The sequence below is a fragment of the Maribacter sp. C-4077 genome (assembly GCF_055378385.1).
In genome coordinates this window covers 540343-564595 of the sequence record NZ_AP038807.1, presented here as the reverse complement: position 1 = coordinate 564595, position 24253 = coordinate 540343, and the positions used below count along the sequence as shown (strand labels likewise).

Sequence of the window (24253 nt, the reverse complement as noted above, 5' to 3'; positions counted from 1 at the left end):
TCGTTAATGTGAGGGCTTTTTTAATTGTTATTTTTTTACTTACAAGTATGAGTGAAACTAAAAATCAAAAACAAAAGCAAATCAATATAGAGCTGGATGAAAAGACCGCCGAAGGGACATATTCCAATTTGGCCATTATAAATCATTCTGTTTCTGAATTTATTGTAGATTTCATAAGTATGATGCCGGGTGCTCCAAAGGCCAAGGTCAAAAGTAGGATTATTTTGACGCCACAACATGCCAAAAAGTTCTTAAAGGCGCTCAATGAAAATGTACAGCGCTTTGAGAAGGCCCACGGAACCATTAGGGATTACGAACAGCCAGCAATACCAATGAATTTTGGGCCCACGGGAGAAGCATAAAAAAATCCACCTTTTGGTGGATTTTTTTATTCGAACTCGGAAGTAAAATACAGTTTTACGGAGGGATATTTTTGCTGCGCCATCTGAAGCGAGAATTGTGAATCTGCCAAGAAAACCAATTGCCCTCGCTTGTCCTTAGCCAAAAACTTCTGTTTTACTCGGATAAACTCCTTGAACTCTTCACTTTTCCTATTCTCCGTGCCTATCCAACAAGCCTTGTAGACCGGAAAATTTTCGTAGCTACACTTGGCACCATATTCATGCTCCAGTCGATATTGAATGACCTCAAACTGTAGGGCACCTACGGTCCCAATAACTTTACGGCCGTTTATCTCCAAAGTGAAAAGCTGTGCGACGCCTTCATCCATCAACTGGTCTATACCTTTATTTAGTTGTTTGGATTTCATTGGGTCCGCATTATTGATATATCTAAAATGTTCTGGAGAAAAGCTTGGGATGCCTTTATAGTGGAGAACTTCACCTTCGGTCAAGGTATCCCCGATTTTAAAATTTCCGGTGTCATGGAGCCCCACGATATCGCCTGGGTAGGAGATATCCACAATTTCCTTTTTTTCGGCAAAAAAAGCATTCGGACTAGAAAACTTCAGATTTTTATCCAGTCTAACGTGTAAGTAGGGTTTGTTCCGTTCAAAAGTTCCGGATACCACCTTCACAAAAGCCAATCGGTCCCGGTGTTTGGGATCCATGTTCGCATGAATCTTGAAAACGAATCCTGTCAAGGATTTTTCATCGGCATTCACCAGACGTTCCTCCGCCATTTTTGATTTTGGCGAGGGTGCGATTTCTATAAAACAATCCAGCAATTCACGCACCCCAAAGTTATTCAAGGCCGAACCGAAAAACACCGGTTGCTGTTCCCCTTTTAGGTAAAGATCTTTGTCAAAATCCGGATATACGCCCCATACCAATTCTAGGTTACTTCTAAGGTTCTCCGCCGCTTTGGTTCCAATGATTTTTTCCAGTTCAGGACTTTCAATATCATCAAAGGCAATCGTCTCTTCTATATTTTTTTTACTATCGCCGCTAAAGAGATTGATGTTCTTTTCGTAAATATTGTAAATGCCCTTAAAGTCATATCCCATGCCAATGGGAAAACTAAGAGGGGTAACTGTAAGCCCTAGTTTTTGCTCAAGTTCATCCAAAAGGTCAAAGGCATCTTGTCCCTCCCTATCGAGCTTATTGATGAATACCAACATGGGAATTTTCCGCATTTGGCAAACCTCTACCAATTTAACTGTTTGTTCCTCAACACCTTTGGCAACATCGATTACTACGATTACACTGTCCACTGCGGTTAGGGTCCTAAATGTGTCCTCTGCAAAGTCCTTATGACCGGGGGTATCCAGGATATTGATTTTTTTGTCCTTGTATATAAATGCCAAGACAGAAGTTGCCACGGAAATACCCCGTTGTCGTTCAATTTCCATGAAGTCACTGGTGGCAGTTTTCTTTATTTTATTGTTCTTTACGGCGCCGGCTTCTTGAATGGCCCCTCCAAAAAGGAGCAACTTTTCCGTAAGGGTAGTTTTTCCCGCATCCGGATGCGAAATAATGCCAAATGTCCTCCTTCTTTCTATCTCTTTCTTAAAGCTCATGCATTAAAATTTGGCGCAAAAATAAGCTAATTTAAATATCTAAGAGCCAATAGCATTTGTAGTAAAAAATAATGCGAATTTTTGTGACCTTAAAAAGGTTAAAGGTGTCTTAATCAATACTATAAATACTAGGAAGATAAACTTTTTCACAGTTTATGGAGAATTATTAACAACTTGACCGAATTACCCAACAACTGAATATTTATAAAGTATCTTGCGCATAATTTTCGCTAAGGAAATCCCAAATCCTACTTTACTTTTCAGAAAATGCTATGACAATTGTTTAACAATAACTGTCCCAGCATGGAAAGAACACTACTTTCTAAAACATACTCGAAAAGTCTTTTCGCAGTTTATATTTTCGTTTGTCTCGTTTGGAATATGGAAGTATTTGCCCGATATACCGTCCAAGATTCTAATTCAAAGTTTTTAAACTTAAATGACGATTTAGACTTGGATGATGATGGAATTCTCAATTCCATCGAAGATTTGAACCTTGACGGGGATAACGATTTTACTACAAACCCAACGGATTCAGATAATGATGGTATTCCCAACTATTTGGATATCGATTCGGATAATGATGGAATTCTTGACAATGTTGAAGGTCAGCTAACTGCAAACTATGTTGCTCCTTCTGGAATTGATGCGAATATGAATGGTTTGGATGATGCTTATGAAGGCTCCTTTGGCTTTGGTATTGTTCCGGTAAATTCGGATTCTGGGCTTGGAGGAAATGGTTTAATACCCGATTTTTTAGATGTGGACTCTGATATTGACGGTATACGAGATAATGTTGAGGCGCAAGACTATTTAAATTTTATTCCTCCCTCCGGTCTAGATGATAATTCCAATGGTTTGGATGATGCTTATGAAGGCTCGTATGGTTTTGGAATAAATCCAGTCAATTCAGATATGGATGAATATCCAGATTTTAGGGATTTCGATTCAGATGGTGATGGTATTAAAGATAAGCTGGAAGCACAAACTAGCTCAGGTTATATCGCTCCCATTGGAGATGCTAATGGTAACGATATTGATGATGCTTATGAAGTGGGTTTGACCCCAATTGACTCTGACTTGGATAGTATTCCTGATTTTAGGGATTTGGATTCTGATAATGACGGAGTTTTAGATAATATAGAAAGTCAGACTTCGTCAGGATACGTTTTGCCTAGTGGTTTTGACAATGACTTTAATGGTTTGGATGATAGTTACGGCTCTAGTGGAATTACTCCGATAAATTCAGATTTGGATGAATTTCCAGATTTTCGTGACATCGATAGCGACAACGACGGCATCCCGGACAATGTGGAGGCGCAGACCACGGACGGTTACATAGTACCGAACGACGACGACGCGGCTACCTATGCAAGCAACGATGGCGTAAACAGTGCCTATCCAGATGGTCTTACCCCTGTGAACACGGACGGTACTGACGAGGTGGACTATCTGGATAACGATTCGGACAATGATTCCGTGCCGGACAACAATGAAGGCAACGACTTCAATTTCGACGGTATCCCGGACCAGACATTTACCGGTGTCGATACCGATGGCGACGGTCTGGATAATGGTTACGAGGGCAGCGATGTAAACGACGGTTTTGATGTGAACGACGAAATCGACGACCCGGCCAACGACCTTCCGGACACGGACGGGACCGAGGACGTGAACTACCGTGACCTCGATGATGATGGGGACGGTATCGACACGCCCGATGAAGATCAGGACGGGGATGGCGACCCAACCAATGACGACACCGATAGTGATGGTACGCCCGATTATCTTGACCCCGATTCCCCAGGTACGGACACAGATGGTGATGGGGTCCCTGATAGCGCCGATTTGGACGATGACAATGACGGGATTTTGGATACCGATGAAGACCCAAACCTCGACGGTGACAACGACCCGCTGACAGATCCCTTGGATTCCGATGGTGACGGATACCCAAATCATTTGGACATCGATAGCGACAACGACGGCATCCCGGACAATGTGGAGGCGCAGACCACGGACGGTTACATAGTACCGAACGACGACGACGCGGCTACCTATGCAAGCAACGATGGCGTAAACAGTGCCTATCCAGATGGTCTTACCCCTGTGAACACGGACGGTACTGACGAGGTGGACTATCTGGATAACGATTCGGACAATGATTCCGTGCCGGACAACAATGAAGGCAACGACTTCAATTTCGACGGTATCCCGGACCAGACATTTACCGGTGTCGATACCGATGGCGACGGTCTGGATAATGGTTACGAGGGCAGCGATGTAAACGACGGTTTTGATGTGAACGACGAAATCGACGACCCGGCCAACGACCTTCCGGACACGGACGGGACCGAGGACGTGAACTACCGTGACCTCGATGATGATGGGGACGGTATCGACACGCCCGATGAGGATGCGGACGGGGATGGCGACCCAACCAACGACGACACAGATGGTGATGGTACGCCTGATTATTTAGATCCAACGACAGAGATAGTTGATGTTGTAGACGATGAGGTCTCAATCCCTGAGAATACTGTAACGGAGATTGATGTATTGGAGAATGACATGAACATACCATCAGACGGGGAACTTACTGTGACCCAACCTACCAATGGAATAGTAGCGATAAATGATGGAGGAACTCCAGACGATATCACGGATGATGTATTGATCTATACTCCAGAAGATGGTTTCAATGGAACTGATAGTTTCGAGTATACCGTTTGCGACACCAACGGTAACTGCGATACGGCAACCGTAACCGTAACGGTGGGCACACCAGAAATGTTGGATGCGGTGGACGATGAAGTTTCCACGCCACAGGATACGGTTATCGATATCGATGTGTTGGCCAATGACACGGGAATTCCCTCGGATGGGGAGTTAACCGTCACCGAACCTAGTAACGGAACCGTAGCGATTGACGATAATGGAACTCCGGACGATATCACGGATGATGTACTTATCTACACCCCGGATGCCGGGTTCAACGGAACTGATAGTTTCGAGTATACCGTTTGCGACACGGAAGGGAACTGCGACACAGCTACGGTAAACATAATGGTGGGCGTACCAGAAATGTTGGATGCGGTGGACGATGAAGTTTCCACGCCACAGGATACTTCCATTGAAATTGATATTCTAAACAATGATTCAGGAATACCTATGGATGGAGAATTAACGGTAACTGCCACTTCAAACGGAACAGTGGAAATTAACGACGGCGGAACCCCGGGCGATATTTCAGATGATACGGTAACCTATACTCCACGGGGAGGTTTTAGCGGAACCGACAGTTTCGAGTATACCGTTTGCGATACGGATGGGAACTGCGACACGGCAACAGTCAGTATTACCGTGGAGGAAATTACGAGCCTAAAAGTGGAAGTTAATCAAATGCTAACACCTAATGGGGATGGACGCAATGATTTTCTATTCATCCGTGGTACAGAAAATATCAGACAAAGTACCTTGAGAATTTTTAACAGATGGGGAGTTTTGGTTTATGAAGGGGAAAACTATAACAACCAAAACAACGTTTTTGATGGCCGTTCTAGAGGTAGATCAACCTTAAGTGTGGAAGAATATTTGCCATCGGGAGTCTATTTTTACATTTTTAATTACACCACTTTGGACGGAGAGAATGTTGTGGATAGTGAGTATATTTACATCAGCAGATAAAAGCATAACTATATGAATATCAGATACAGGATACTAACTTTTTTAGCTATTACTTTTATCTTTCTAGAGGGGGCAAGTGCGCAGCAGGATGCACAATATACACAGTACATGTACAATACGATGACCGTGAATCCGGGGTATGTGGGATCTCGGGGTCAATTAAGTATGGCAGGTCTTTACCGTTCCCAATGGGTGGGATTGGAAGGTGCCCCAAGTACGTTTACACTCAACCTTCATTCCCCCATACGAAATAGTAAACTGGGTTATGGGGTGTCCATTGTAAATGACGAAATTGGTGATGGAACCGTACAAGAGACCTATTTGGATGCCATGGTTTCCTATACCATTGATGTTTCAAGGGACGCAAAACTTTCATTCGGATTAAAAGCTGGAGGAAACATTTTAAGTCTAGATTTTGCCAAGCTTAGAAATTTTGACAACGAGGTGGTTCGTACCGATAATATTGACAGTAGATTTTCTCCAAATTTCGGATTGGGGATGTACTATCACACCAATAGTTTTTATGCTGGATTATCCGCCCCCAACTTGTTGCAGACGGAATATTTTGATAATACCAACAGGGACGCAAGTTCCGTTCAATTTGTTTCACAGGAAAGAATCAACTTTTACTTTATAACAGGTTACGTTTTTGACCTGAACGGCAACTTAAAGTTCAAACCCGCTTTATTGACCAAGGTGGTGGGTGGAGCCCCTCTACAAGTGGACCTGTCCGCCAATTTCATGTTTAATGATAAATTTACCTTTGGTGCGGCCTATCGTTGGGATGCCGCGCTTAGTGCCTTGGTAGGTTTTCAAGTATCTGAACAGTTCATGTTGGGACTGGCCTACGATAGGGAAACGACGGAACTTGGTGGAACCCAGTTCAATGACGGTTCTTTTGAGGTCTTTTTAAGATTTGAATTGGTCAGATCTTTTCAACGTTTGGTATCACCCCGATTTTTTTAAAATATGCACATGTTTAAAAAAGTACATATCCTTTTTTTGCTAATAATGGCCCAATTGGTTTCGGGAACTTTGGTTGCCCAGGAACGGTTTTTAAAAAAAGGAAATGAAAAGTACGAGGAATATTCCTTTAGTCCTGCCATAGATATTTATAAAAAAGTCTTGGACAAAGGTTATGTTTCCGCAGATTTGCTAAGAAAATTGGGGAATTCCTATTATTACAATGCGGATTACAAAGAAGCTGGGGAAACCTTTAATAGATTGGTGAACGAATTTGAAGGCGAAGTGAGTGCGGAGGATTATTTCAAATACGCCCAAACCTTAAAATCCTTGGAGGAATATGAAAAGGCGGGTGAGGTAATGAACAAATTTACCCAAATAACGGGTAACGATGTCAGGGCCCGTCAATTTAAGAGTGCGGAAGATTACCTGGCAGAAATAAAAAAGAACTCCGGAAGGTATGAATTGAAAACTTTTGAATATAATTCACCCTATTCGGATTTTGCCCCATCCTTTTACAAGGAAGGTCTAATTTTTTCTTCTGATAGGGACACCGGAAACTTTGCCCGAAACAGGCACACCTGGAACGGCAAGGATTTTTTGGATTTGTATAAAGTGAATGCCGATAGTGCTACACGAAGCAAGGTGGTAAAATTGGACGACTATGTGAATACCCGGCTACATGAATCCACTTCCATAACCACTAAAGATGGCCAAACCCTTTATTTTACCCGAAACAATATCGTGGAGGGAAAATATAAAAAGGATGAGGAGGGTATTATTCGGCTAAAAATTTTTAGGGCCCAAATGATGGATGATGGCATTTGGGGCGAGGTGGAGGAACTTCCTTTTAATAGCGACTCCTATTCTGTGGCGCACCCTGCGCTGAGTCCGGATGAAAAAACATTGTATTTTGCTTCGGACATGCCAGGTACCCTCGGCGCCTCGGACATTTTCATGGTAGAAATCAATAAGGACGGTACTTTTGGTACCCCCGTAAATTTAGGGAGTAACATAAATACGGAGGCTAGAGAAACATTTCCGTTCGTGACTGAGGAGGAAATTCTCTATTTTTCATCGGATGGCCACCCGGGCTTAGGTGGCTTGGATGTTTTCGGAACAAAAATAAAAAGGAAGGACTTCAACGGGAACATAATGAACGTGGGTGAACCCGTAAATAGCGTTAAGGACGATTTTACGTTTATCTTTAATGAGGAGAACAGAGAAGGCTATTTTGCGTCCAATAGGGATGACGGAATGGGCTATGACGATATCTACGCCTTTATTGAAAACGAACCCTTGGTTTTTGATTGCATACAACAGGTTACAGGTACGGTTAGGGACAAAATTTCAAATCAGGTTCTGGTGGGAGCCACGGTAAAAGTGATCAATGAGGACAACGAAGAACTTTTGTCCACGATTACGGATTCCAAGGGTACTTATAGTTTGGTATTGGATTGTAACCAAGGCAACTTTGTACGGGCTTTGATGGAAGGATATACTCCCCATGAGGAGTATATTGGCGTATCCGATGGCAAACCAAAAATCATCGACTTTTATTTGGAAAGGGATAGGGTGACAGCAGGTTACGGCGATGATTTGGCAAAACTCCTACAATTGAGTACCATCTATTTCGACTTCGATAAGTACAATATTAGAAAAGACTCCGAAGTCGAGATTGAAAAGGTAATCGCGGCCATGGAAAAATATCCCAGTCTAAAAATCAAGGTCAATTCCCATACGGACAGTAGGGGGCCTGCGGCCTATAATTTATGGCTGTCACAGAAAAGGGCGGAATCAACGGTAAATTACATGATCAATAAGGGTATTTCCAAAGACCGATTATTGAGCGAAGGATTCGGTGAATCTAAGCTTTTGAACGAATGTGCCGATGGAGTTCCATGCTCTGCGGCCAATCATGACGTCAATAGAAGGTCTGAATTCATTATTTTTGAATAGAATCTAATATAGATTTAGCATTAAAAAGACAGCCATATTGGCTGTCTTTTTTTTAATTCTTGTTTCAAAAATGCTATTAAAACAAATAGGATATAGCATCAATAACCTCAGGTTTAAGCGTGGATTCACTTATTGGTAATACAATTAGGGTAGGTATTAAGGTATTTCAAGATACTAGTGATACAATTAAAATAACGACCTTCTTGATTTACATGAAGTGGTTCAAATCTAGTTTCGGATTCCTAATTTATACAAGGAAGAATTGATCAATTCTTTCCAAAAAACATACTAATCCTTCAGCCGTTTCCATTCAAAGATATTCACTTTTATCACCCCTTTAAAAGCACTGTAAATATGGGGTTAATCGATGAAGTACCGTTGTTTTTTTAAGAAATTTTAAAGGGTGAAACCTCATTTTTCAGGACGTAGACCGTGCGAAAATCCATTTACACAACAATTATTTCACTGGGCTAGGTGTAAATCTAATTTTGTAAAGAATTAACATGCCGTGGTGTATCTACGGTCGAAAGGGAATACCGACCAACTATGGATTTGAATAACACTAACAAAAGGGTCAATCTTAAAATGACAAAGTATTTAAATAAACATAAGGCGATGGATAAAAGAATTTTGTGGATATTTTTATTCCTGTCCGGAATCACGTTCGCACAAACCACGGTAACACTTGAAGACCAATGCAATTGTGAGGTATTACAGGGAACGGCAGTTACCGCTGCTGGATCTGTAACTCCTACAGGAGCTGACCTCGGCGATTTATATGTGAATACCAATACGGGAACCATCTATTTTTGGGATGGTGATTCCTGGGAATTGACCTCAAGTGATACTAATACTACAAATGCTAGTTTTACAGAGAACGGAACGGACCTGATATTGACCGATTCTGACGGTAATTCGGTAACGATAGCACTTGCTGAAATTGCCGCGGCAATAGACACCAATACCACCAATAACGCCTTTTTGGTTATGGGAACAGATTTGGTCATGGTGGATTCAGAAGGAAATATGGTAGGTATTCCATTGGCACAAATAGCCTCTTTAACGGACACCAACACCACGAACACGGGCCTTACCGAAGATGGAACGAACCTTATTTTGACGGACAGTGATGGCGGTACGGTAACCTTGGCCTTGGCGGACATCGCCGCTGCGACGGATACGAATACGACCAACGCGACCTTTGCGGTAGTCGGTACGAACCTTGTGATTACCGACAGCGACGGCGGTACGGTGAGCGTCCCGGTAGCGGACATCGCCGCATTGGCGGACACCAACACCACGAACACGAGTTTAACGGAAGACGGTACCAATTTGATATTGACCGATTCCGATGGCGGAACGGTTACGATAGCTTTGGCGGACATCGCCGCTGCGACGGACACCAATACGACCAACGCCACCTTCGCGGTAGTCGGCACGAACCTGGTCATCACCGACAGCGATGGCGGTACGGTGAGCGTCTCTGTGGCGGATATTGCCGCATTGGCGGACACGAACACCACGAACACGAGCCTTACCGAAGATGGAACGAACCTTATTTTGACGGACAGTGACGGCGGAACGGTAACGATAGCTTTGGCGGACATCGCCGCTGCAACGGACACGAATACGACCAACGCGACCTTCGCTGTGGTCGGTACGGACCTGGTCATCACCGACAGCGACGGCGGCACGGTGAGCGTCCCCGTAGCGGACATCGCGGCATTGGCGGACACGAACACCACGAACACGAGCTTGACGGAGGATGGAACCAACCTTATTTTGACTGACAGTGATGGAGGAACGGTAACGATAGCTTTGGCGGACATCGCCGCTGCGACGGATACGAATACGACCAACGCCACCTTCGCCGTGGTCGGCACGAACCTGGTCATCACCGACAGCGACGGCGGCACGGTGAGCGTCCCCGTAGCGGACATCGCGGCATTGGCGGACACGAACACCACGAACACGAGCTTGACGGAGGATGGAACCAACCTTATTTTGACTGACAGTGATGGAGGAACGGTAACGATAGCTTTGGCGGACATCGCCGCTGCGACGGATACGAATACGACCAACGCGACCTTCGCGGTAGTCGGCACGGACCTGGTCATCACCGACAGCGATGGCGGTACGGTGAGCGTACCGGTAGCGGACATCGCGGCCTTGGCGGACACGAACACCACGAACACGAGCCTTACCGAAGATGGAACAAACCTTATTTTGACGGACAGTGACGGCGGAACAGTGACGATTGCTTTGGCGGACATCGCCGCGGCCACGGACACCAATACGACCAACGCCACCTTCGCCGTGGTCGGTACGGACCTGGTCATCACCGACAGCGACGGCGGCACGGTGAGCGTCCCCGTAGCGGACATCGCGGCATTGGCGGACACGAACACCACGAACACGAGCTTGACGGAGGATGGAACCAACCTTATTTTGACTGACAGTGATGGAGGAACGGTAACGATAGCTTTGGCGGACATCGCCGCTGCGACGGATACGAATACGACCAACGCGACCTTCGCGGTAGTCGGCACGGACCTGGTCATCACCGACAGCGATGGCGGTACGGTGAGCGTACCGGTAGCGGACATCGCGGCCTTGGCGGACACCAACACCACGAACACGAGTTTAACGGAAGACGGTACCAATTTGATATTGACCGATTCCGATGGCGGAACGGTTACGATAGCTTTGGCGGACATCGCCGCTGCGACGGACACCAATACGACCAACGCCACCTTCGCTGTGGTCGGTACGGACCTGGTCATCACCGACAGCGATGGCGGTACGGTGAGCGTCTCTGTGGCGGATATTGCCGCATTGGCGGACACGAACACCACGAACACGAGCCTTACCGAAGATGGAACGAACCTTATTTTGACGGACAGTGACGGCGGAACGGTAACGATAGCTTTGGCGGACATCGCCGCTGCAACGGACACGAATACGACCAACGCGACCTTCGCTGTGGTCGGTACGGACCTGGTCATCACCGACAGCGACGGCGGCACGGTGAGCGTCCCCGTAGCGGACATCGCGGCATTGGCGGACACGAACACCACGAACACGAGCTTGACGGAGGATGGAACCAACCTTATTTTGACTGACAGTGATGGAGGAACGGTAACGATAGCTTTGGCGGACATCGCCGCTGCGACGGATACGAATACGACCAACGCCACCTTCGCCGTGGTCGGCACGGACCTGGTCATCACCGACAGCGACGGCGGCACGGTGAGCGTCCCCGTAGCGGACATCGCGGCATTGGCGGACACGAACACCACGAACACGAGCTTGACGGAGGATGGAACCAACCTTATTTTGACTGACAGTGATGGAGGAACGGTAACGATAGCTTTGGCGGACATCGCCGCTGCGACGGATACGAATACGACCAACGCCACCTTCGCCGTGGTCGGCACGGACCTGGTCATCACCGACAGCGATGGCGGTACGGTGAGCGTACCGGTAGCGGACATCGCGGCCTTGGCGGACACGAACACCACGAACACGAGCCTTACCGAAGATGGAACAAACCTTATTTTGACGGACAGTGACGGCGGAACAGTGACGATTGCTTTGGCGGACATCGCCGCGGCCACGGACACCAATACGACCAACGCCACCTTCGCCGTGGTCGGTACGGACCTGGTCATCACCGACAGCGACGGCGGCACGGTGAGCGTCCCCGTAGCGGACATCGCGGCATTGGCGGACACGAACACCACGAACACGAGCTTGACGGAGGATGGAACCAACCTTATTTTGACTGACAGTGATGGAGGAACGGTAACGATAGCTTTGGCGGACATCGCCGCTGCGACGGATACGAATACGACCAACGCGACCTTCGCGGTAGTCGGCACGGACCTGGTCATCACCGACAGCGATGGCGGTACGGTGAGCGTACCGGTAGCGGACATCGCGGCCTTGGCGGACACCAACACCACGAACACGAGTTTAACGGAAGACGGTACCAATTTGATATTGACCGATTCCGATGGCGGAACGGTTACGATAGCTTTGGCGGACATCGCCGCTGCGACGGACACCAATACGACCAACGCCACCTTCGCTGTGGTCGGTACGGACCTGGTCATCACCGACAGCGACGGCGGTACGGTAAGCGTCCCAGTTGCGGACATCGCGGCATTGGCGGACACGAACACCACGAACGCCAGTTTGACGGAGGACGGTACCAATTTGATATTGACCGATTCCGACGGAGGAACGGTAACCTTGGCCTTGGTGGACATCGCCGCTGCGACGGACACCAATACGACCAACGCGACCTTCGCGGTGGTCGGTACGGACCTGGTCATCACCGACAGCGACGGCGGTACGGTAAGCGTCCCAGTTGCGGACATCGCGGCATTGGCGGACACGAACACCACGAACGCCAGTTTGACGGAGGATGGAACCAACCTTATTTTGACGGATTCCGATGGCGGAACGGTAACCTTGGCCTTGGCGGACATCGCGGCCGCGACGGACACCAATACGACCAACGCGACCTTCGCTGTGGTCGGTACGGACCTGGTCATCACCGACAGCGACGGCGGTACGGTAAGCGTCCCCGTAGCTGACATCGCGGCATTGGCGGACACGAACACCACGAACGCCAGTTTGACGGAGGACGGTACCAATTTGATATTGACCGATTCCGACGGAGGAACGGTAACGATAGCTTTGGCGGACATCGCCGCCGCGACGGACACCAATACGACCAACGCGACCTTCGCGGTGGTGGGTACCGATTTGGTCATCACCGACAGCGACGGCGGCACGGTGACCATTCCATTGGCGGATATTGATACAAATACTACAAATAATAGATTGGAGATCAATGGTTCCAATTTGGAACTTGAAGATTCCGACGGCACCATATTATCCGTTTCCCTGGCAGCTTTGGCAGCCGCCACTGACACCAATACGACCAACGCGACCTTCGCGGTGGTCGGTACGGACCTGGTCATCACCGACAGCGACGGCGGCACGGTGACCATTCCATTGGCTGATATTGATACAAATACTACAAATAATAGATTGGAGATCAATGGTTCCAATTTGGAACTTGAAGATTCCGACGGCACCATATTATCCGTTTCCCTGGCAGCTTTGGCCGCGGCGACGGACACGAATACGACCAACGCGACCTTCGCTGTGGTCGGTACGGACCTGGTCATCACCGACAGCGACGGCGGTACGGTAAGCGTCCCAGTTGCGGACATCGCGGCATTGGCGGACACGAACACCACGAACGCCAGTTTGACGGAGGACGGTACCAATTTGATATTGACCGATTCCGACGGAGGAACGGTAACCTTGGCCTTGGCGGACATAGCTGCGGCAACCAATACAGACGACCAGAATTTAACAGGAGCCACCTTGAACGGCAGCAACCAGTTACAGATAGATATCGAGGGCGGAACTTCGGCCACTGTGGACCTATCGAGTTTGGTCGGTACGGACGACCAGAACATAAGCGGTTCCAGCTTTAACGGCGCTACGAACGAACTTACCATCGGCATTGAGGGAGGTACTTCCGAAACTGTGGATTTATCCGGACTTGTCGGAACCGATGACCAGACTGCAGCTGAAGTAACCGTTGCAGATGTAGGAGGAAACTTCGCAAATAACCAGGTAGAGGGAGTACTCGAAGAAATTGATGCTCGTATAGATGCGCTTGTACTTGCTGGCGGTTCAGATGGGAACGACTTCGTTACCGGAGGTTCTCTATCAGGTACCGACCTTACATTAAACGTTCCAAACCAGATAGATCCTGTGATTGACCTTTCGGGACTTCAAGATGGTACCGGAACCGATGACCAGAATATCAGTGGTTCGAGCTTCAACGGGGCTACGAACGAACTTACCATCGGCATTGAGGGAGGTACTTCCGAAACTGTGGATTTATCCGGACTTGTCGGAACCGATGACCAGACTGCAGGTGAGGTGAACATCGCCGATGTGGCAGGTAATTTCACGGCCACGGACGTTGAGGGCGCTTTGTCTGAACTTGCCGCTGGTAGTACCGATGACCAGAACTTGACGGGAGCCACACTGGATGGAAGCAACCAGTTACAGATAGACATCGAGGGCGGAACCTCGGCCACTGTAGACCTATCGAGTTTGATGGGTACAGATTCGCAGACTTTGAGCCTTAGCGGTACGGATCTTTCCATATCCGGAGGCAATACCATAGATATCGGTAGCATAGATACGGATACGGATGACCAAACGTTGAGCCTGACAGGAAATACTTTGGCCATTGCCGACGGTAATAGCGTTGACCTGAGCGGTTTCGTGAACACGGACAACCAGCAGATAAGCTTGAGCACGAACACGTTGACCCTATCCAACGGGACGGGTGCTGATACTACCGCTGACTTAAGCGGCTACTTGGACAATACAGATTCCCAGACCTTGAGCATTACCGGCAACGACCTATCGATTGCTGGAGGAAACACGGTGACATTGCCAACGGCGACGGGAGCGGAGACGATAGTGAACGGAGGCGGTATCAACGTGGTAACGGGAAGCGGTACATCGGGCGACCCGTATGTCGTTACTGGAACGGAAGTTGACGGCAGCGTAACCAATGAGATACAAGATTTAAGTATTAGTGGAAATACCCTTAGCTTGAGCAGTGATGCGACTACGGTAGACCTAAGTGGTTATTTGGACAACACTGACAATCAGAACCTGAGCATCGTGGGCAACGACCTTTCCATCACGGGCGGTAATACAATCACATTGCCAACGGCCGATGGTTCTGAGACGATAGTGAACAGTGGCACGAACATCAACGTAACTGGAAGCGGAACATCGGGCGACCCTTATGTGGTAAGCAACACCTTCACGGAGGTGGATGGTAGCGTCACGAACGAGCTTACGGACTTAAGCCTAAGCGGAAACACGTTGACACTGACGAATCCTGCGACGGGCGGCAATAGTGTCGACCTGAGCGGTTTCGTGAACACGGATTCGCAGACTTTGAGCCTTAGCGGTACGGATCTTTCCATATCCGGAGGCAATACCATAGATATCGGTAGCATAGATACGGATACGGATGACCAAACGTTGAGCCTGACAGGAAATACTTTGGCCATTGCCGACGGTAATAGCGTTGACCTGAGCGGTTTCGTGAACACGGACAACCAGCAGATAAGCTTGAGCACGAACACGTTGACCCTATCCAACGGGACGGGTGCTGATACTACCGCTGACTTAAGCGGCTACTTGGACAATACAGATTCCCAGACCTTGAGCATTACCGGCAACGACCTATCGATTGCTGGAGGAAACACGGTGACATTGCCAACGGCGACGGGAGCGGAGACGATAGTGAACGGAGGCGGTATCAACGTGGTAACGGGAAGCGGTACATCGGGCGACCCGTATGTCGTTACTGGAACGGAAGTTGACGGCAGCGTAACCAATGAGATACAAGATTTAAGTATTAGTGGAAATACCCTTAGCTTGAGCAGTGATGCGACTACGGTAGACCTAAGTGGTTATTTGGACAACACTGACAATCAGAACCTGAGCATCGTGGGCAACGACCTTTCCATCACGGGCGGTAATACAATCACATTGCCAACGGCCGATGGTTCTGAGACGATAGTGAACAGTGGCACGAACATCAACGTAACTGGAAGCGGAACATCGGGCGACCCTTATGTGGTAAGCAACACCTTCACGGAGGTGGATGGTAGCGTCACGAACGAGCTTACGGACTTAAGCCTAAGCGGAAACACGTTGACACTGACGAATCCTGCGACGGGCGGCAATAGTGTCGACCTGAGCGGTTTCGTGAACACGGATTCGCAGACTTTGAGCCTTAGCGGTACGGATCTTTCCATATCCGGAGGCAATACCATAGATATCGGTAGCATAGATACGGATACGGATGACCAAACGTTGAGCCTGACAGGAAATACTTTGGCCATTGCCGACGGTAATAGCGTTGACCTGAGCGGTTTCGTGAACACGGACAACCAGCAGATAAGCTTGAGCACGAACACGTTGACCCTATCCAACGGGACGGGTGCTGATACTACCGCTGACTTAAGCGGCTACTTGGACAATACAGATTCCCAGACCTTGAGCATTACCGGCAACGACCTATCGATTGCTGGAGGAAACACGGTGACATTGCCAACGGCGACGGGAGCGGAGACGATAGTGAACGGAGGCGGTATCAACGTGGTAACGGGAAGCGGTACATCGGGCGACCCGTATGTCGTTACTGGAACGGAAGTTGACGGCAGCGTAACCAATGAGATATAAGATTTAAGTATTAGTGGAAATACCCTTAGCTTGAGCAGTGATGCGACTACGGTAGACCTAAGTGGTTATTTGGACAACACTGACAATCAGAACCTGAGCATCGTGGGCAACGACCTTTCCATCACGGGCGGTAATACAATCACATTGCCAACGGCCGATGGTTCTGAGACGATAGTGAACAGTGGCACGAACATCAACGTAACTGGAAGCGGAACATCGGGCGACCCTTATGTGGTAAGCAACACCTTCACGGAGGTGGATGGTAGCGTCACGAACGAGCTTACGGACTTAAGCCTAAGCGGAAACACGTTGACACTGACGAATCCTGCGACGGGCGGCAATAGTGTCGACCTGAGCGGTTTCGTGAACACGGATTCGCAGACTTTGAGCCTTAGCGGTACGGATCTTTCCATATCCGGAGGCAATACCATAGATATCGGTAGCATAGATACGGATACGGATGACCAAACGTTGAGCCTGACAGGAAATACTTTGGCCATTGCCGACGGTAATAGCGTTGACCTGAGCGGTTTCGTGAACACGGACAACCAGCAGATAAGCTTGAGCACGAACACGTTGACCCTATCCAACGGGACGGGTGCTGATACTACCGCTGACTTAAGCGGCTACTTGGACAATACAGATTCCCAGACCTTGAGCATTACCGGCAACGACCTATCGATTGCTGGAGGAAACACGGTGACATTGCCAACGGCGACGGGAGCGGAGACGATAGTGAACGGAGGCGGTATCAACGTGGTAACGGGAAGCGGTACATCGGGCGACCCGTATGTCGTTACTGGAACGGAAGTTGACGGCAGCGTAACCAATGAGATACAAGATTTAAGTATTAGTGGAAATACCCTTAGCTTGAGCAGTGATGCGACTACGGTAGACCTAAGTGGTTATTTGGACAACACTGACAATCAGAACCTGAGCATCGTGGGCAACGACCTTTCCATCACGGGCGGTAATACAATCACATTGCCAACGGCCGATGGTTCTGAGACGATAGTGAACAGTGGCACGAACATCAACGTAACTGGAAGCGGAACATCGGGCGACCCTTATGTGGTAAGCAACACCTTCACGGAGGTGGATGGTAGCGTCACGAACGAGATACAGGATTTGAGCATCAGTGGTAATACACTTAGTTTAAGCAGTGATGCTACAACGGTTGATTTAAGCGGCTATTTGGACAATACCGATGACCAAACTGCGTCTGAGGTGACTATCTCGGACGCTGGGGGCAATTTTACTGCAACAGACGTAGAAGGAGCCTTATCGGAATTGGCGGCAGCCAGCACCGATGACCAATTAGCTTCGGAAGTGGATTCTGATGCGCCAGTGGATGTAGATGGAGACGGTGTGACAGATGATACAGTTGAAGATGTAATACAAGCAATCGCACCTATTACATCGAAGGCAGCACGGATTTTCTATCCCCCCTCTATAGCAATTGATGCCTCTGTATTAGTGAATAATGCAACAGTAGACCTTTATCAGGAATATCTAGATCAATACGGTGGTTCGGCAGCAAACTTTACCGCGAGCGCAGGTGCACCAGGAACTGTTCCTACCTACGGAAGAACAGAACTATATTACTATGTAACCTTTGCAGATCCGGCAGTCCTCAACATCGATCTTATTGATGCAAACGGTAACATGCAATACGATGTAATTGGTACACCTCCGGATTACAACTCCTTGATCAATGTGGTATTCGTAGTAAAGTAATCAGCTAAAGACCCGAATCGGTTTGAAAATAATCAATCAACATACAGCCATATTCCTGGGCATTGTTTTTACAATGTTCGGGATGTTGGTGTCCAATGCCCAGTTTTTGCTACAGGCACCCAACTCCACCGATGAGAACAATTATCGCTGGTACGAGGCCTCGGATACCGGTACCGTTTTGGGTACGGATTTTTTCTACGAAGTAACCGCACCGGGTATTTACTTTGCCACCTATGATGGAACGCTTTGCGGCTCCAATGCCACAGGCTATTTCATTGTTACGGATTGTAACAATCCAGATAATCAGGTAACCCTGGATATCACCAATAACGTAAGTGGAGGGGCTACGGTAAGCTGGTCGCCTGCGGTCAGTGGAGACCCCACAAGGCCCATCGTTACGGCTACGGATGCCGTGGTGAAATATACGGCTACGGTGACCAAGGCCGGTAATGATTTTGCCTTGCCCAACTTTACCGTTGTTTGTCTGCCCCAGGCCGCAAATTTGGTAGATGATGTCGTTTCCTTGGACGAGGATACATCGGTAATAGTGGATATCTATGCCAATGATTCGGATTTACCCAATCCGGGTACTTTGACCACGACGTCGCCATCCAATGGTTCGGTCACTATAGATGACAATGGCACACCCAATAATCCTTTGGACGATGTGCTAACCTATACGCCGAACCCAGATTTTAATGGTGCGGACAGTTTTGATTACACCGTCTGCAATAGTTTTGGCGACTGTAGTATGGCGACCGTGACTATAGATGTGCTCCCTATTGTGGATACTTTTGATGATACTATCGCCATTTTGGTGAACGAAATTAGGGTCATCGATGAGTGGGCATTGAACGACAACGATATTCCAACGCTAGGAACTTTCAGTATTACACAGCCTACAAACGGATCTGCGACTATTGATGATAATGGTACGCCCAATGATCCATCGGACGATACCATTACTTATTTCCCCAACAATGATTTTGTAGGATCGGATGCTTTCGAATATACATTATGCGACGATGCAGGAAACTGCAGTACGTCAACGATTACTATGATCGTAAGTCCGTCCAATACCGATTTGGATAGTGACAACGACGGCATACTCGATAGTTTTGAGGACCTTAACTTGGACGCCGATAATGATCCCGCTACCAATCCAACGGATACCGATTTGGACGGCTACCCCGATTATCTGGACATCGATAGTGACAATGACGGTATCCCGGACAATGTGGAAGCACAGACAACTTCAGGATACATCTCCCCAAGTGGTACCGATGCCAATGGAAATGGTGTGGACGATGCCTATGAGACTGGTGGAAACCTAGGATTGTTCCCAATAGATACCGATGGGGATAGCCTGCCCGATTACTTGGACGATAACAGTGATAATGACAACGTACCTGATAGTATCGAAGCACACGACCAAAACCATGACGGTATAGCCGATCTAACCTTGTTCGGGTCCGATCAGGATGGAGACGGTCTGGACGATGGTTACGAAGGAAGCAATGTCAATGATATAGACGTGAACGATGAGTTGGATGATCCTTATGGACAATTACCAAATACGGATAGTGATTTGGAATCCGACTATCGTGACACCGATGATGATGACGATGGCATCGAAACCATCGACGAGGATTTGAATGGTGACGGTGATTATAGCAACGATGATTCGGACGGTGACGGTACGCCAAACTATTTGGATAGTGATTTGGGCGAATTATCGGAACAGATAGAAGTATTCAACGTTATCACACCCAATGGTGATGGTGTACACGATGTGCTTCGTATAGATGGTCTAGAAAATTTCCCCAACAATACCATCAGAATTTATAACAGATGGGGCGTATCCGTCTTTACCACAAGGGCTTACAACACGGAGGGTAATGTTTTTGACGGAACTTCCCAAGGTAGGGTTACTGTTGATCAAAGTAACAGGTTACCAGTAGGAACGTATTTCTACATCTTGGATTACGAAGAGCCTAACGGTACCATGAAACAGCTCTCAGGCTACATATATATTAATAGATAGAAGGATGTTGGACATTAAATTTTTAAAACCTAAGCGTGGCTTTTTACCAAAAGGTCTTTTAATCCTAGTATTTATTTGGAGCGGGAACTCCTTGTTCGCACAACAGGATGCCCAGTATACCCAATATATGTACAACACGGTAAGTGTGAATCCTGGTTACGCCGGGTCTAGGGGTCAAATAAGTATTGCCGCCTTGCACCGCTCCCAATGGTTGGGATTGGAGGGGGCTCCCACAACACAAACTTTCAACATTCATTCTCCTATTGGTTACAATGGATTGGGCTTGGGACTATCCATCGTTAACGATAGAATTGGCCCCACCTCAGAAACCAATTTTGATATCGATTTTAGTTATACGCTCACATTGGCCGAGGAAAGTAGATTAAGTTTCGGATTGAAGGCAAGTGCCAATTTATTGGATATTCGTTTTTCGGAACTCAACCAGTTTACGACGGACCAGACACTTCAGCAAGATATAGACAATCGACTTTCGCCAAACGTTGGAGCCGGTATTTATTATCACACGGAAAAATTCTACGCTGGACTTTCCGTTCCCAGAATTTTGGAAACATCCCATTTTCAGGAATCATCTTTGAGTACTGCCAAAGAGCAAATGAACTTTTACTTTATTACGGGGTACGTCTGGGATTTAAACCCCATGTTGAAATTTAAGCCCACGTTACTTACCAAGGTCGTTCAAGGAGCGCCGTTACAGGTAGACCTTTCGGCCAATTTCATGTTGAATGAACGGTTCATTTTAGGAGGTGCCTATCGATGGGATGCCGCTTTCAGTGGTATGGTAGGATTTAATATAAATGGCAATTTTTTAATAGGTCTAGCCTATGACCGCGAAACTACGGAACTTGGAAATGCGGCGTTCAATGACGGTTCATTCGAAGTAATCCTTAGATATGATTTCATTTCAAGTAAGAACAACCTTAAATCTCCAAGGTTCTTCTAAAACCGAATTTTTCGCGCTTTCTTGCATCTGATTATTTTTTTTATAGGCCATGCTTCGGCTATGGTCAACACAGGATTGTAATTATTCAAATCAATTCTATTTTATTTACATGGGTGTTCATGAATCTTCGATTTCGTCAATAGCCATCTCGGCGTGCATTAAGACTTTTTAAGTCTCATTTCTTATTTTTTTCCTAAAGCCTTCGAACAGTATAGCGCAAAGGGCTTATTTTTACTGAATGAAGGAAGAAGAAGTAATTCTAGTTGATAAAGACGATAATCCAAGGGGAACCATGCCAAAAATGGAAGCCCATGAAAAAGCCGAGTTACACCGGGCTTTCTCCGTTTTTGTTCTCAATGACAAAAATGAAATTATGTTGCAGCAAAGGGCGGCCCATAAATACCATTCCCCATTGTTATGGACCAATACCTGTTGCAGCCACCAAAGGGTAGGGGAGTCTAATTTGCAAGCGGGAAAGCGAAGGCTCCAAGAGGAAATGGGGTTTGAAACCAATTTAAAGGAACTTTTTTCTTTTATCTATAAAGCACCTTTTGATAATGGATTGACGGAGCACGAACTTGATCATGTCATGATCGGATATTTTAATGATGTTCCAAATATCAATAAAGATGAAGTCGCGGATTGGAAATGGATGACGCCCAAAGCGATTAAATTGGATATGGTGGAGCACCCGGAAATCTACACGGCTTGGTTTAAGATAATTTTCGAGAAATTTTATCAGCATTTAATCGATAATCTAGTTGAAAATGAAAGTTAAGGTAAGCCGAAAAGCACATTTTAATGCGGCCCATAGGCTTTATAGGCCGGATTGGGAAGATTCCAAAAATTGGGAAGTGTTTGGAAAATGCAATAATCCCAGCTTTCACGGGCACAACTATGAATTGATTGTTAGCGTTACCGGGGAAATCGACCCAGAAACTGGTTTTGTAATGGATATGAAGGAGTTGAAAGACCTTATAAAGGAAAAAATCGAAGATGCTTTCGACCACAAGAATCTGAACGTGGAAGTGCCTGAGTTCAGGGAATTAAATCCTACCGCAGAAAATATTGCCGTTGTTATATGGAACAGGTTGCGACCCAGTATAAAAGACAACAAGGAATTGGAGGTTGTGCTCTATGAGACGCCCAGAAATTTTGTCACATACACCGGATAATGGCTTGCCTTCAAAACGTAATCCATAATACAGTATTGAATTATTAAGTTTTTTCCTACTTCTTCAAATAATTTAGTTGTTCCCTTCGTTACGATAATGGAAACTTTTTAATCAAAAAATGAATTTATACCCCTTAAAATTTAATCCCATACTCAAAGAAAGGCTTTGGGGAGGAACCAAATTAAAAGAGCTCTTTGGGAAACCCAGTACAAGTGAAATTACAGGGGAAAGTTGGGAGCTTTCCACTGTTTCCGGAGATGTTTCGGTTGTATCAAACGGTGATTTTGCAGGTACTTCCTTACAGGAATTGATCGATACATATCCCACAGAGCTTTTAGGGAAAAGTGTTGTGGAACGTTTTGGAACGGATTTTCCTATACTGATCAAATTCATAGATGCCAAACAGGACCTTTCCATTCAGTTGCACCCCAACGACGCATTGGCAAAGGAACGGCATAACTCTTTTGGCAAAACGGAAATGTGGTACATTATGGATGCCGATCCCGGAGCCGAATTGATCGTAGGCTTTAATAAGGACGTGTCAAAGCAGGAATATGAAAATAGTCTGGAAAATGACAATTTGTTGGATTTGTTGAACTATGAAAAAGTCCGGGAAGGAGATACGTTTTTCATAAATACCGGTAAAATCCACGCGATTGGCGCAGGGGTTCTTTTGGCCGAGATCCAGCAGACATCTGATGTTACCTATCGTGTTTTCGATTTTAATAGAAAGGACAAAGAAGGCAACTTACGGGAATTACATACGGAACTGGCCTTTGATGCCATCGATTATGAAAAGAAGGACGACTTTAAGGTGTCCTACCCAAAGGAAAGGAATGCAGTGAACGCAATGGTTGACTGTCCGTACTTTAAGACCAACTTTTTGGATTTGGACAAGGATATTGTTTTTGATATAAAGCATCGGGATACCTTTACCATTTTTATGTGCGTAGCGGGTACGGCCACGATTGGGAACGCGTTTGGTAAAGTAACTATTCAAAAAGGGGAAACTACTTTGCTACCGGCCAATTCGGATCAAATCGAAATACGTACCAAAGGCACCAAACTATTGGAAGTTACAATTTAGGCAAATACAATTATTCAACGGTTTAATTGTACTTTTGTATAAAATTATAAGATATGGCAAGTATTAAAAATTTGAAAAAAGATATAAATAACGTCCTTGGGGATATTATTGAAGGGGTTTATATAGTGGAAGCAACGAACGGTGGTGGACCTTCAAAAGAGGGAACTGCCATTATCGATGGTGCCATTAGCACTTTTGATGAATTGATAGCCAAGGTAAATCAAGCCGATATTGAGAACAAAAAGGTACATTTTAATGGTATCAGAACAGAATTGGAAACTAAGGCAAATAAATTGGTCGACCAATTGAACAGCATGGCTGAATAGATTCCTTCTAACTTAAATAAAAAAGCATC

General features: G+C 46.6%; 13 protein-coding genes. 12 read left to right on the top strand and 1 reads right to left on the bottom strand.

Going from position 1 to position 24253, the window contains the following annotated elements; all coding sequences use genetic code 11:
• Positions 1 to 47: 47 nt before the first annotated feature.
• Positions 48 to 362, top strand: coding sequence for a DUF3467 domain-containing protein (locus ACZ41C_RS02450; RefSeq protein ID WP_464564084.1), 315 nt, complete (start codon positions 48 to 50; stop codon positions 360 to 362).
• 26 nt (positions 363 to 388) lie between these two features.
• Here ACZ41C_RS02450 and ACZ41C_RS02445 read toward each other — a convergent pair whose 3' ends face one another.
• Positions 389 to 1978 carry a peptide chain release factor 3 gene (locus ACZ41C_RS02445; protein WP_464564082.1) on the bottom strand — a complete coding sequence of 530 codons (1590 nt, stop codon included), beginning with the start codon at positions 1976 to 1978 and terminating at the stop codon, positions 389 to 391.
• A gap of 303 nt (positions 1979 to 2281) precedes the next feature.
• Here ACZ41C_RS02445 and ACZ41C_RS02440 point away from each other — a divergent pair, with 303 nt between their 5' ends.
• The 11 genes from ACZ41C_RS02440 (at position 2282) to ACZ41C_RS02390 (ending at position 24224) form a co-directional block, all read left to right on the top strand.
• Complete coding sequence (locus ACZ41C_RS02440) at positions 2282 to 5665, top strand: Ig-like domain-containing protein (protein WP_464564080.1); 3384 nt, start codon at positions 2282 to 2284, stop codon at positions 5663 to 5665.
• 12 nt (positions 5666 to 5677) lie between these two features.
• Positions 5678 to 6631, top strand: a complete 954-nt coding sequence (locus ACZ41C_RS02435; protein ID WP_272637871.1) for a PorP/SprF family type IX secretion system membrane protein — start codon at positions 5678 to 5680, stop codon at positions 6629 to 6631.
• 9 nt (positions 6632 to 6640) lie between these two features.
• Positions 6641 to 8587 (top strand): OmpA family protein, encoded by a 1947-nt coding sequence (locus ACZ41C_RS02430; RefSeq protein WP_464564077.1) that lies wholly within the window; start codon positions 6641 to 6643, stop codon positions 8585 to 8587.
• A gap of 615 nt (positions 8588 to 9202) precedes the next feature.
• The gene (locus tag ACZ41C_RS02425) at positions 9203 to 16894 is read left to right on the top strand and encodes a beta strand repeat-containing protein (protein WP_464564075.1); all 7692 of its coding nucleotides are present in this window, start codon (positions 9203 to 9205) and stop codon (positions 16892 to 16894) included.
• 30 nt (positions 16895 to 16924) lie between these two features.
• The gene (locus tag ACZ41C_RS02420) at positions 16925 to 18631 is read left to right on the top strand and encodes a beta strand repeat-containing protein (protein WP_464564073.1); all 1707 of its coding nucleotides are present in this window, start codon (positions 16925 to 16927) and stop codon (positions 18629 to 18631) included.
• Between the two features lie 73 nt (positions 18632 to 18704).
• Positions 18705 to 20675: a T9SS type B sorting domain-containing protein gene (locus ACZ41C_RS02415; protein ID WP_464565691.1), complete on the top strand. Its 1971-nt coding sequence runs from the start codon at positions 18705 to 18707 to the stop codon at positions 20673 to 20675.
• Positions 20676 to 20679: 4 nt separating this feature from the next.
• Complete coding sequence (locus ACZ41C_RS02410; protein WP_138259277.1) at positions 20680 to 21636, top strand: PorP/SprF family type IX secretion system membrane protein; 957 nt, start codon at positions 20680 to 20682, stop codon at positions 21634 to 21636.
• A gap of 238 nt (positions 21637 to 21874) precedes the next feature.
• Entirely contained in the window at positions 21875 to 22414 is a 540-nt protein-coding gene (gene idi / locus ACZ41C_RS02405; protein WP_138259276.1) for an isopentenyl-diphosphate Delta-isomerase, read from the top strand.
• Positions 22404 to 22811 (top strand): 6-pyruvoyl trahydropterin synthase family protein, encoded by a 408-nt coding sequence (locus ACZ41C_RS02400; RefSeq protein WP_464564070.1) that lies wholly within the window; start codon positions 22404 to 22406, stop codon positions 22809 to 22811. Before idi ends, ACZ41C_RS02400 begins: the two co-directional genes overlap by 11 nt.
• Before the next feature lie 118 nt (positions 22812 to 22929).
• Entirely contained in the window at positions 22930 to 23898 is a 969-nt protein-coding gene (locus tag ACZ41C_RS02395) for a type I phosphomannose isomerase catalytic subunit (RefSeq protein ID WP_464564068.1), read from the top strand.
• 53 nt (positions 23899 to 23951) lie between these two features.
• Positions 23952 to 24224, top strand: a complete 273-nt coding sequence (locus tag ACZ41C_RS02390) for a hypothetical protein (RefSeq protein ID WP_154918561.1) — start codon at positions 23952 to 23954, stop codon at positions 24222 to 24224.
• Positions 24225 to 24253 lie beyond the last annotated feature (29 nt).

Bases quoted from the DNA above. Each gene is read 5' to 3' on its own strand.
- ACZ41C_RS02450 (WP_464564084.1), top strand. From the start codon at position 48: ATGAGTGAAACTAAAAATCAAAAACAAAAGCAAATCAATATAGAGCTG.
- ACZ41C_RS02445 (WP_464564082.1), bottom strand. From the start codon at position 1,978: ATGAGCTTTAAGAAAGAGATAGAAAGAAGGAGGACATTTGGCATTATT.
- ACZ41C_RS02440 (WP_464564080.1), top strand. From the start codon at position 2,282: ATGGAAAGAACACTACTTTCTAAAACATACTCGAAAAGTCTTTTCGCA.
- ACZ41C_RS02435 (WP_272637871.1), top strand. From the start codon at position 5,678: ATGAATATCAGATACAGGATACTAACTTTTTTAGCTATTACTTTTATC.
- ACZ41C_RS02430 (WP_464564077.1), top strand. From the start codon at position 6,641: ATGTTTAAAAAAGTACATATCCTTTTTTTGCTAATAATGGCCCAATTG.
- ACZ41C_RS02425 (WP_464564075.1), top strand. From the start codon at position 9,203: ATGGATAAAAGAATTTTGTGGATATTTTTATTCCTGTCCGGAATCACG.
- ACZ41C_RS02415 (WP_464565691.1), top strand. From the start codon at position 18,705: ATGTTCGGGATGTTGGTGTCCAATGCCCAGTTTTTGCTACAGGCACCC.
- ACZ41C_RS02410 (WP_138259277.1), top strand. From the start codon at position 20,680: ATGTTGGACATTAAATTTTTAAAACCTAAGCGTGGCTTTTTACCAAAA.
- idi (WP_138259276.1), top strand. From the start codon at position 21,875: ATGAAGGAAGAAGAAGTAATTCTAGTTGATAAAGACGATAATCCAAGG.
- ACZ41C_RS02400 (WP_464564070.1), top strand. From the start codon at position 22,404: ATGAAAGTTAAGGTAAGCCGAAAAGCACATTTTAATGCGGCCCATAGG.
- ACZ41C_RS02395 (WP_464564068.1), top strand. From the start codon at position 22,930: ATGAATTTATACCCCTTAAAATTTAATCCCATACTCAAAGAAAGGCTT.
- ACZ41C_RS02390 (WP_154918561.1), top strand. From the start codon at position 23,952: ATGGCAAGTATTAAAAATTTGAAAAAAGATATAAATAACGTCCTTGGG.